The organism is Tannerella sp. (genome assembly GCF_030528505.1).
Lineage (GTDB): Bacteria > Bacteroidota > Bacteroidia > Bacteroidales > Tannerellaceae > Tannerella.
This window is the reverse complement of the sequence record NZ_JAUMYS010000088.1, coordinates 1-11,072: the sequence shown is the minus strand read 5'-3', so window position 1 is coordinate 11,072 and position 11,072 is coordinate 1. Positions and strand designations below refer to the sequence as shown.

Annotated in this window: 9 protein-coding genes; 6 read left to right on the top strand and 3 right to left on the bottom strand. The window is 51.3% G+C overall.

Annotated elements, in window-relative coordinates; translation table 11 throughout:
- Positions 1 to 103: 103 nt before the first annotated feature.
- Positions 104 to 2,224 carry a Tex family protein gene (locus Q4A89_RS11030; protein ID WP_303185525.1) on the bottom strand — a complete coding sequence of 707 codons (2,121 nt, stop codon included), beginning with the start codon at positions 2,222 to 2,224 and terminating at the stop codon, positions 104 to 106.
- A gap of 18 nt (positions 2,225 to 2,242) precedes the next feature.
- On the bottom strand, positions 2,243 to 3,784 hold the full coding sequence (locus Q4A89_RS11025) for a phosphomethylpyrimidine synthase ThiC (protein WP_303185524.1): 1,542 nt from the start codon (positions 3,782 to 3,784) through the stop codon (positions 2,243 to 2,245).
- 218 nt (positions 3,785 to 4,002) lie between these two features.
- On the opposite strand from Q4A89_RS11025, the gene Q4A89_RS11020 reads away from it, so the two are divergent.
- The 6 genes from Q4A89_RS11020 to rseP all read left to right on the top strand — a co-directional run bounded on the left by Q4A89_RS11020 (position 4,003) and on the right by rseP (position 9,913).
- Positions 4,003 to 4,611 carry a DUF4290 domain-containing protein gene (locus tag Q4A89_RS11020; protein ID WP_303185523.1) on the top strand — a complete coding sequence of 203 codons (609 nt, stop codon included), beginning with the start codon at positions 4,003 to 4,005 and terminating at the stop codon, positions 4,609 to 4,611.
- A complete protein-coding gene (gene murA, locus Q4A89_RS11015) occupies positions 4,608 to 5,912 on the top strand; it encodes a UDP-N-acetylglucosamine 1-carboxyvinyltransferase (protein ID WP_303185522.1) in 1,305 nt (434 codons plus the stop codon). Before Q4A89_RS11020 ends, murA begins: the two co-directional genes overlap by 4 nt.
- A 17-nt stretch (positions 5,913 to 5,929) precedes the next feature.
- Positions 5,930 to 6,451: a ribosome maturation factor RimM gene (gene rimM, locus Q4A89_RS11010; protein ID WP_303185521.1), complete on the top strand. Its 522-nt coding sequence runs from the start codon at positions 5,930 to 5,932 to the stop codon at positions 6,449 to 6,451.
- 4 nt (positions 6,452 to 6,455) lie between these two features.
- Complete coding sequence (locus tag Q4A89_RS11005; RefSeq protein ID WP_124751219.1) at positions 6,456 to 7,334, top strand: M23 family metallopeptidase; 879 nt, start codon at positions 6,456 to 6,458, stop codon at positions 7,332 to 7,334.
- Positions 7,335 to 7,336: 2 nt separating this feature from the next.
- Positions 7,337 to 8,491, top strand: a complete 1,155-nt coding sequence (locus Q4A89_RS11000; RefSeq protein ID WP_303185520.1) for a 1-deoxy-D-xylulose-5-phosphate reductoisomerase — start codon at positions 7,337 to 7,339, stop codon at positions 8,489 to 8,491.
- A gap of 102 nt (positions 8,492 to 8,593) precedes the next feature.
- Positions 8,594 to 9,913, top strand: coding sequence for an RIP metalloprotease RseP (rseP, locus tag Q4A89_RS10995; protein ID WP_303185519.1), 1,320 nt, complete (start codon positions 8,594 to 8,596; stop codon positions 9,911 to 9,913).
- Between the two features lie 30 nt (positions 9,914 to 9,943).
- Here rseP and Q4A89_RS10990 read toward each other — a convergent pair whose 3' ends face one another.
- Positions 9,944 to 10,984 (bottom strand): 6-bladed beta-propeller, encoded by a 1,041-nt coding sequence (locus tag Q4A89_RS10990; RefSeq protein WP_303185518.1) that lies wholly within the window; start codon positions 10,982 to 10,984, stop codon positions 9,944 to 9,946.
- Positions 10,985 to 11,072: the final 88 nt, after the last annotated feature.

Here is an 11,072-nt window from a genome sequence, read left to right as displayed (position 1 = left end):
ATCAATTTGTGGCAAACAAATCACAAAACCATTTTTAACCAAACAATTTACGGCGAATCAATCTCTATGCAGATTGATCGGAATCATCGATGCGGTTTCCGGCTTATATCAGCAAACTTAGCCCGACTCGCTTGCGTGCTTCGTCAACTTCGATTACTTTGACGGATACATGCTGATGGAGTGAGACGACTTCCGTCGGGTCGCTGACGAAACGATCGGCCATTTGCGAAACATGTACAAGGCCGTTTTCCTTGATGCCGACATCGACAAAAGCGCCGAATTTCGTCATATTCGTCACAATGCCGGGCAGCACCATCCCCGGCCGCAGATCGTGGATGGTTTTTACGTTCGGGTCGAACTCAAAGACGCGGATCGTTTCGCGGGGATCGCGTCCGGGTTTGCCAAGCTCGGTCATGATGTCGAGGAGCGTCGGCAGGCCGACCGTGTCCGTAACATAATGATCGAGTTCGATTTTCTTACGTAATGACTCGTCGGCCAGCAGATCGTCGACACGGCAATGCAAGTCGGCAGCCATCTGCTCGACTACGCCATAACTTTCGGGATGTACGGCCGAGTTGTCCAACGGATTCTCCGCCCCGTCGATCCGCAGAAACCCTGCACTCTGTTCGAACGATTTGGTACCCATTTTAGGTACTTTCATCAACGCTTTGCGCGAACGAAACGCTCCGTGCTCGGCACGGTAATCCACGATGTTTTGTGCAAGCGTTGCACCGATACCCGACACATACGTCAGCAGATGACGGCTTGCCGTATTCACGTTCACTCCGACCTTGTTCACACACATCTCGACGGTCTGATCGAGCGACAGTTTCAAGGCCTTCTGGTTCACATCGTGCTGGTACTGCCCTACCCCGATCGATTTCGGATCGATCTTCACCAACTCCGCGAGCGGATCCATCAGCCGGCGCGCCAATGACACGGCCCCGCGCACCGTCACGTCGTAGTCGGGAAATTCCTCGCGTGCGATTTTCGAAGCCGAATAAATACTTGCCCCGTTTTCGCTGACGCTGAACACCTGCACCTTCCGGTCGTACCGTATAGTTTGCACCAATTGTTCCGTCTCCCGTCCGGCAGTTCCGTTACCGACCGCGATCGCTTGAATATCGAATTGCTCGACCAAATGAGCGATTTTCTTCATCGCACCCGTCCGGTCATTCTTCGGCGGATGCGGGTAAATCGTTTCGTTATGCAACAAATTGCCTTGCCGGTCGAGACAGACGACTTTACATCCGGTACGAAAGCCCGGGTCGATTCCCATGACACGCTTCTGTCCGAGCGGAGGCGACAGCAGAAGCTGGCGCAAGTTCTCCTCGAAGATGCGAATCGCTTCCAGATCAGCTTTTTCTTTGCTCGATGCCGCAAACTCTGTTTCGATCGAAGGTTTTAACAGGCGTTTATAACTGTCGTCGGCAGCCATGCGCACCTGTTCGCTGCCGGAACCGGCAGCACATCCGTACATCCTGTGCAACCGTTCGAGTGCATGCGCTTCGTCGGGCGAGATATCGACACGCAGGATGCCTTCGGCCTCGCCGCGACGGATGGCCAGCAGTCGGTGCGACGAGATACGTCGCAACGGTTCGCTCCATTCGAAATAGTCACGATATTTATCGCCTTCCGCTTCTTTCCCTTTGACGACACGACTCGATATCACGGCTTCGCGTGCGAAAACAGAACGCACCGCGTTCCGCGCGGCAGGATATTCGTTTATCCACTCCGCGATAATATCACGCGCGCCGGCCAGCGCGTCATCAACCGTCGGCACTTCATCCGTCACGAAGCGCAGAGCGGCAGTTTCCACATTGTTTCGACGGCTCATCACCATTTTAGCCAGCGGTTCAAGCCCTTTTTCGCGAGCCATCTGTGCACGCGTACGACGCTTCGGCTTAAACGGCAGATAAATGTCTTCAAGCTCTGTTGCCGACCACGTTGTTTCGATCTTTTGCCGCAGCTCGTCCGTCATTTCGTCCTGCTCTTCGATACTGGCCACGATCGTTTCCTTGCGTTTCTGGAGATCGAGCAGGCGTTTGTATTCAGCGGAAATACCGGCGATCTGCATCTCGTCCAGTCCGCCGGTTCGCTCCTTTCGATAACGACTGATAAAAGGAATCGTTGCGCCGTCGTCGAGCAGCTGCAAGGTGTTTTCTACCTGCCGCTCGCCGATCTGTAGTTTCTCGGCAATCCGTGCCGAAATAATCGTATGCATACGTACGTCACAAGGGCCTTACCAACCGAAAGAAAGGGCGTAAACATCGTCCATACGACCTTCTTTGCGAGCCTTACCGAGCGCATTGTCGCGCACCTGCGCTCCGGGATGTCCCTTGGCCAGATCGGCGGCATGTGCGGCAATCTTATGAGCGATAATGCTGGCTTGTACCTCTTCACCCGTCGGCCGCTCCCGGTATTCCTGCCGCATGCTTCCGCCGATAAGCGACGCTCCGTACCAAGCTACCTGCGCGCTACCGATAGCCGAGGCGATGTAATCGTACTTACCGGCGATATCGGTTGTCTTCATGCCCGGTGTGAAGAATGGAGCGCCTTTGCAGATATACAACTGCTCCTTTACATTCGCTTCGATTTTGTTCATCGGCACGTGTCCCGGCCCCTCGGTCATGGTTTGCACATATTGCTTCCAGGCTCTTTCGGTCAGGTCACGCATTTCGGACAGTTCGGCAAACTGTGCCCGATCATTGGCGTCATAGATAGAGCCCGGACGCAGTCCGCTACCGATAGACAGCACGGCGTCGTAGGTCCGGAGGATTTCGCAAATCTCATCGAAATACGTATAAAGGAAATTTTCCTGTTTGTGCGCTTTCATCCAGCAATGCAGAATCGATCCGCTTCGCGAAGCGAGATGTGTCAAACGATTCTCGGCCAGATCCAGGTGCTTACGGTGCATGGCCGCATGGATTGCGACAATATCGACTCCCTGTTCCATCTGTTTGATCAATGTATCGCGGAAAAGCGGCCACGTAATGTCGGCCGGTTCTCCTCCGGCATGTGCCAACGCCTCATGCAGCGGGCTGGTGCAGATCGGTACGGGGCAGTTGCGCAACAACCAGTCGCGGTTTTGCTTGCTGTCGGCCGTATCGGACAAATCCGTCAGAATATCGGCACCCAAACGACAACATTCGATCATCCGCATCGTGTCCCCTTCATAACCTTCGCCCGAAGAGATGAAGTTCATATTGATTTTTACGAGGAAACGTTGTCCGATAATCATCGGTTCGGCCTCCGGATGATTGATATTTGCCGGGATAATGGCACGTCCCGAAGCCACTTCCCTGCGCACAAAATCGGGCGTGATGTATGACTTCAAACCTAACGCTTCGACCTGCTGATTTTCGCGGATCGCCACATATTCCATCTCCGGGGTGATGACACGCTTCTTAGCGTAGCTCATCTGTGTGATCTGTCTCTCGTTCCGGGCACGAAAAACAGGCCTTGTCGTCGGAAATGCACCTTTCTTCTTCGGGCCCGGAGACACCTTTCCTTCCCGAATCACAATATCTTTCCGGCGTCCGTACCATTCTTCCCGTATGCGCGGTATCCCTTTAGCCATATACGGAATATACCGCGGATCGGAATACGGACCGGACGTATCGTAAAGCGTGACCGGATTATTCGGTTTGACCGTCTGCGCACCCTCTGCATCGACCACAATCGTGTCGGACAGCTGGACTTGCTTCATCCCGACATGAACTTTGTCGATCTTGCCGGAAATATAAACTTTGCCCGCAAAAGGGGCTGTATGCTTTGTGCTCATCGCCATATTTGCTTTTGTTTTATGTTATGTATGGATGATTATTTTTTTGACGAGACAAAAATAAGCAGAAAATATAAAAGTTCCGATAGAAACAGGCGTTATCCAAGAAAAATATTTACTTTTATACAAATATTTGCACGAATATTAAACGACTTACATGCTTTTTATCCGCGAAAAATAGCTACTTTTGCCGCCACATTATCATATTCAATATTAAAATGAAATATAACACGACAGAGAAACGACTGGCGTTGCCTGAATACGGACGTCATATTCAAAACATGGTCGATCATTGCGTAACGATTGAAGATCGGGAAGAACGTAACCGATGCGCCAATGCGATCATCAGCATCATGGGCAATCTGTTTCCGCATCTGAGAGATGTCAACGATTTCAAACATATTCTGTGGGATCATTTAGCCATTATGTCCGATTTTAAACTCGACGTGGACTATCCGTACGAAATAATCAAAAAAGAAAATCTGTATAGCCGTCCTCCCCGCTTGCCGTACGGCGATTCTCGCATCCGCTACCGTCATTACGGGAAGATATTGGAACAGATGATCCGGAAAACGACGGAGAAAGAAAACAGTCCGGAAAAAGACGTCCTGGTCAGAATGCTGGCCAATCACATGAAAAAGACGTTTATCATCTGGAACAAAGACACGGTAACGGATCGGAAAATCCTCAGCGACTTGGCCGAATTATCGGACGATTTAATCGTTCTGAACGAAGAAAACTACAAACTGATTGACAACCGCGAGGTCGTACAAGCCCAGAGTCGTCCGCAGAATCAGAGCAAAAAGCAGTTTCGAAAAAACCGATGAGTTCGTTTGTCATAGAGGGAGGACACAAATTACAAGGCGAAATAACGCCTCAAGGTGCGAAAAACGAAGCCTTGCAAGTGATTTGTGCCGTACTGATGACATCCGAGAAAGTAGAAATACGTAACGTTCCCGATATTCTTGATATCCGCAACCTGATACGGTTGTTGCGCGATATGGGAGTAAAGGTAGAACAACCTGCTACGCACACCTATATATTTCAAGCAGATACAATTGATTTAACTTATATCGAAACGGACGAATTCATGCAGCGTGCAGCATCGTTGCGGGGGTCTGTAATGATGACCGGGCCATTGCTGGCACGTTTCGGACGCGCGCTCCTACCTCATGTCGGCGGCGACAAGATCGGGCGACGACGACTCGATACGCACCTGCTCGGTTTTCGCAAGTTAGGTGCGAACATCTGTTACGACAGAACCGGACAACTGACCGATATTCGTGCCGAAAAGCTACGTGGCGCCTATATGCTGCTCGACGAAGCCTCTCTGACCGGTACGGCCAATATTTTGATGGCGTCCGTTCTGGCTGAAGGAGTCACAACCATTTATAATGCGGCTTGTGAACCGTATATTCAACAACTCTCGGCGATGCTGAATCGCATGGGCGCGCGAATTTCAGGAATCGGTTCCAACCTGCTGACAATCGAAGGGGTCTCTTCACTGAAAGGAACCACGCATACGATCTTGCCGGATATGATCGAGGTTGGCAGTTTCATCGGCATGGCCGCGATGACCGGTTCCGGTTTGTTGATCCGAAACACCGGCTTTGACCATTTGGGTATTATTCCCGCCTCTTTTCGTCGGTTAGGCATCCGAATAGAACAGGAAGGAGACGATATACGCGTACCCGCGCACGGTCGTTATGAAATAGATACGTTTATCGACGGATCGATTATGACGATCGCCGACGCCCCGTGGCCGGGATTGACACCCGACTTGCTGAGTGTCTTGCTCGTCGTAGCCACACAAGCTACTGGCAGCGTGCTGATCCATCAGAAGATGTTTGAAAGCCGCCTGTTCTTTGTCGATAAACTGATCGATATGGGCGCGCAAATCATTTTGTGCGATCCTCATCGGGCAACCGTCATCGGACTGGGGAACCGGTTCAAACTGCGCGGTGCGAGAATGGCTTCGCCCGACATTCGCGCCGGTATCGCACTGCTGATTGCCGCCATGAGCGCCGAAGGGACGAGCCGTATCGACAACATCGAACAGATCGACCGGGGGTATGAGCAAATCGACAAACGGCTGAACAAGCTTGGTGCTTGCATTACGAGAATTTAAGGGACGAAAGTGGACGCATGATACGAAAAGAAGATATCGCAACAATCGGACAGTTTGCCAAACCGCACGGTATTAAAGGCGAACTGACATTCGTTACAAATTACAACGGGCTATTTGAAGACGCAGACGACCCGTATGTGGTCTGTGAGATGGACGGTATTTGGGTGCCGTTTTTTGTCGAATCGTTCCGATCAAAAAGTACATCGTCTCTGTTGGTGAAGCTGGAGGGAGTAAACGATGAAACCACAGCGAAGAAATTTACCAACCGAATGGTTTATTATCCTGCCGATTTATTGCCGGAAGATGATGGTAACGAATCATGGACGCGTTTTATCGGTTATATGTTAACCGACAAAGTATTGGGCGAAATCGGGACGGTAGCCGATGTAGACGAATCCACAGCCAATATTGTGTTCCGTGTCGATGATCAGGGCAAAGAACGATTGATTCCGATGGCCGAAGAGATGATTTGTTCCATCGATGAGCAAGGCAAACGCATGATCGTATCGCTGCCGGAAGGGATTTTAGATTTGAATTAACGTTATGAGCAAAAAGAAAAAAGAACTAAAGAACAAAAAGAAGTCGTTCTGGAAAAAGGTTCGTTTTAAATATAAGCTGTCTTTCATTAATGAATCGACGCTGGAAGAAGTATGGAACTGCCGCGTATCGCAATTGTGGTTTTTCTCGGCCGTCTGCCTTTTCGCGCTTTTCATGATTACGATCACGTCGTTAATCATCATCACGACTCCCATACGGAACTATTTGCCCGGCTATCTGGATGCCGAGGTGCGTCAAGCGATTGTGCAGAGCGCGATTCGCGCCGACTCGTTAGATGCCGCGTTAAGAAAACAGTCGCTCTACCTGAGAAATGTCACGGCCATTATGAGCGGAACGATGACCATTGACTCGGTGCACGCCACAGATTCGGCCGCGTTTATCAAGGCCGATTACAATATACCCCGTTCGAAGACGGAAGAAGAATTCATCAAACACTACGAGCAGGAAGAGAAATACAACCTCACGGCTTTCAGCAATACGCCTCGTCTGACCGACAACGTATTTTTCTATAAGCCGGTGAACGGGACCATCTCGGCACATTACGATCTGGAGAATCGTCATTATGGGGTAGATCTCGTAGCCGGACCAAAGGAAAGCGTCCTGGCCACACTCGACGGCACAGTGATTTACACAGGCTACGATACGGAATTCGGCAATGTGATCACGTTGCAGCACCGGAACGGATTCATCTCGGTCTATAAACATAATCACTCCCTGCTGAAGGAGATCGGACAATATGTCGTGGCCGGCGAAGCCATTGCGCTGGTAGGCAATACAGGCGAACTGTCTACCGGCCCTCACCTGCATTTCGAGTTGTGGTACAAAGGCGCTTCCGTCAATCCCGAAGAATATATCGCATTTTGAAAATGAAAAGAAGACTCGCTATATTAGGATCGACCGGCTCGATCGGAACGCAGGCGCTTGAAGTCGTCAGCGAACATCCCGACGAGTTTGAGGTGTATGCGCTCACCGCTCATCAGCAGGTCGATTTGCTGATCCGTCAGGCACGGCGTTTCATGCCCGAAGTCGTCGTGATTGCCGACGAACAGTATTACCCGCAATTAAAAGAGGCGCTTGCCGACCTGCCCGTGAAGGTGTGGGGAGGTGCCGACGCCATTGCGCAAGTCGTACAGATGGAACCAATCGATATGGTGCTTACGGCCATGGTTGGTTACGCGGGCTTGCGTCCGACGATCGCCGCGCTCGAAGCAGGGAAAGCCATCGCACTGGCCAATAAGGAAACCCTCGTCGTTGCAGGCGAACTGATTATGACACTTGCCAAGGAGAAGAACGTACCGATATTGCCGGTCGACTCGGAGCACTCGGCCATCTTCCAGTGTCTCTCCGGAACGTGGGACAATTCGCTGGAAAAAATATGGCTGACGGCTTCGGGAGGACCGTTCCGCACAAAAACGCTCGACGAACTGACGACTGTCACAAAGGCACAAGCTCTCCGTCATCCCAATTGGGACATGGGGGCCAAGGTAACGATCGACTCGGCCTCAATGATGAACAAAGGCTTTGAGATGATCGAGGCGCGATGGCTGTTTGGGCTTCAACCCGAGCAGATCGAAGTCGTGGTGCATCCGCAGTCGATCATTCATTCGATGGTACAGTTCGAAGACGGTGCGGTATTGGCACAATTAGGATTGCCTGATATGAAGTTGCCCATCGCGTACGCACTGTCGTATCCGAAGCGACTGAAAAGCCCGGCACCGCGACTGGACTTCCGGCAGTACGCCTCGCTCACATTCGAAGAGCCCGATATGAAGCGTTTCCGTAATCTGGCGTATGCCTTCGAGGCCATCCGTAAAGGCGGGAATATGCCATGTATTCTCAACGCGGCCAACGAAGTGGCCGTAGCCGCTTTTCTCGAAGAACGGACAGGGTTTCTGCAAATGAGCGACGTAATCGCCCGAACGATGGAGCAAGCGACATTCGTTGCCCGACCGACGTATGAGGATTATGTACAAACCGATGCCGAAGCGCGACGGATTGCAGCGGAGTTTTTAAACAGGTGAAAATGTCAGGTAGTCAAAAAAGCTCGGGTAGAAACCTCTGGTATCTGCCTGCTGACATCGATTGGACAAACAAAAAAACAAATAAATTAAGGAATAGACTTTATGGAAATATTTTTGATTAAAGCCTTACAGCTGATTTTAAGTTTATCGATTCTCGTATTAGTACATGAGTTCGGGCATTTTCTCTTTGCACGGCTCTTTAAAGTACGTGTCGACAAATTTTACCTCTTTTTCGACCCGTGGTTTTCGATCTTCAAATTCAAACCTAAAAACAGCGATACGGAATATGGTCTCGGGTGGTTACCGCTCGGCGGATACTGCAAGATTGCCGGAATGATTGACGAGTCGATGGACAAAGAGCAGATGGCGCAGCCGCCGCAACCGTGGGAATTCCGTTCCAAATCGTCGGCACAGCGCCTGCTGATCATGATCGGCGGCGTACTATTTAATTTCCTGCTGGCGCTCTTCATCTATTCGATGGTGCTTTTTGCGTGGGGAGATACGTACCTGCCGCTCAAAAATGCGACGGACGGCATGTATTACAGCGCAACGTTCAAGGAAGTCGGTTTCAAAGACGGCGACATTCTTCTCCGTGCCGACGGCGAAGAGCTGCTACGCCTCGACGAGCATAGCTTCCGTCAGGTGATCAATGCCCGGTCGGTAACCGTACTCCGCGACGGACAGGAAGTGACGATCACGCTCCCGACCGATATGATGCAACGGATGCTTCGGAATAAAGACGGATTTGCGAACTATCGCTTCCCGATGGTCATTGATGAAGTGGTGGCTTCGTCGGCGAAGGAGGCCGGAGTATGGGCGGGCGACCGTGTCGTGTCGGTCGGTGATTCTCTGACGGTCATGTCGCTCGAAGCAAGAGAAGCGCTGTATGCGTATCGCGGACAGACAGTGCGTATCGGCGTCGTGCGTGACGGCGCGGAGATGATGCTAACCATACCGGTCGATTCGCTCGGTCGCATCGGCGTTCATCTGAAAATGCCGGCTTCGCTTTATGAGATGACCACGGTGCGGTACAGCTTCTTTTCGTCGTTCCCGGCCGGGGTGAATCTCGGTATCACGACATTGAAAGGCTACGTAAGCGATATGAAATATGTCTTTACGAAAGAGGGCGCTTCTTCGCTTGGCGGCTTCGGGACGCTCGGCAGTCTTTTCCCGGCCGAATGGAACTGGCAGGTGTTCTGGATGCGAACGGCTTTCCTGAGTATCATTCTGGCGTTTATGAATATTCTTCCCATCCCCGCGCTCGACGGCGGACATATCATGTTCCTGATCTACGAGGTGGTGACGCGACGCAAACCGAGCGAAAAGTTCCTCGAATACGCGCAGATTGCCGGAATGATCCTTCTCTTCGGACTGCTTATTTACGCCAACGGCAACGATATCTTCCGTTATTTCTCCCGTTAACACGGAAAGAGGTAAGGGAAACGATGCTTTTCATGCTTTCAGGCGCACCACGAATAACACCGGATTATCTGTTGCCGCGCGTTCGGGGCATAAGCGAGAGACGGCTTGCCCCGAACGACAATAGCAAAACTCGTTGCAGTACACATCGATCGCCTGCAAATCGGGTACTTGGCCTGTCTGAAAAAAGTCGTCCGTAAAACCGTTTTTGAGACGAAATGCACGTTGTTCGAATCGATCGTAGCAAAAGATGTAACGGCTTTCGTCTCCGTTTTCTCCGTTAGCTGCCACCAGAAAACGTTGTCCGAGGCGAAACGGAAGCATGGGGACAGGATGGTCGGTCGAGGCATGCAATATCTTTTTCAGTCCATTGCCCTCGATCAGGGCGAGCGTGTCGGCCAACAACTTCTCCGGCTCATACGAAGCCGTATAGGCATACAGTCCGTCTGGGGATACGCACAACTCAGGCTCAAAATGACTGCTCAGGTGAAAACGTTTTAAATCGACGTCGCACAGCCGTGTGCCCTGCATCACCTCAAACGACGCATCGAGCCGGTAGAGCCATTTCTCAATTTTCGTCTCCTCGCCCGAAGCCGAGGTAGCGCATTGCTCGGTCGTTGCCCAAAAGTGTCCGTCGTGATACGCGATCTTCAGCAGGCTCTGCCACGGCTTGTCGGCAAGAGCTTTGCGACGAATCAGAGCCCCGTCGTATGTAAAAAACAGCGCATTCCCACACGTGTCGATGGCCACGACCTGTCTGCGCTGCGGATCTACCGCAAAATCGCGGATGGCTGAATCGCGTCCGTCCTCGTCCGAAGCGATGCGGCTGAGAAACCGCCCTTCACGATCGAAACGATAAAGCTTCCGGTTGCTGAGCATAAAGAATTCGTTCCCGGCACGTTTCACCGCATCTACGTGCCCCATCCGGCACCGTTCATTCGTCTCCAGCGGAATAGCTACCACATGTTCCGCAATCTCCGAAAGAGAGGCTTCGCCCGTTTCCTCTACCGATACCACGCTCCGGTTCACACACGAAGCAATCCCCAAAAACACCACCCAATATGCGATCTTCATCGTACGATTTATTTAAAAACTTCTTTTATTCTCTATCATAAGGAGACAATCCTTGACCTTAAGGAAGTGTTCCTTCATCTTAAGGAAT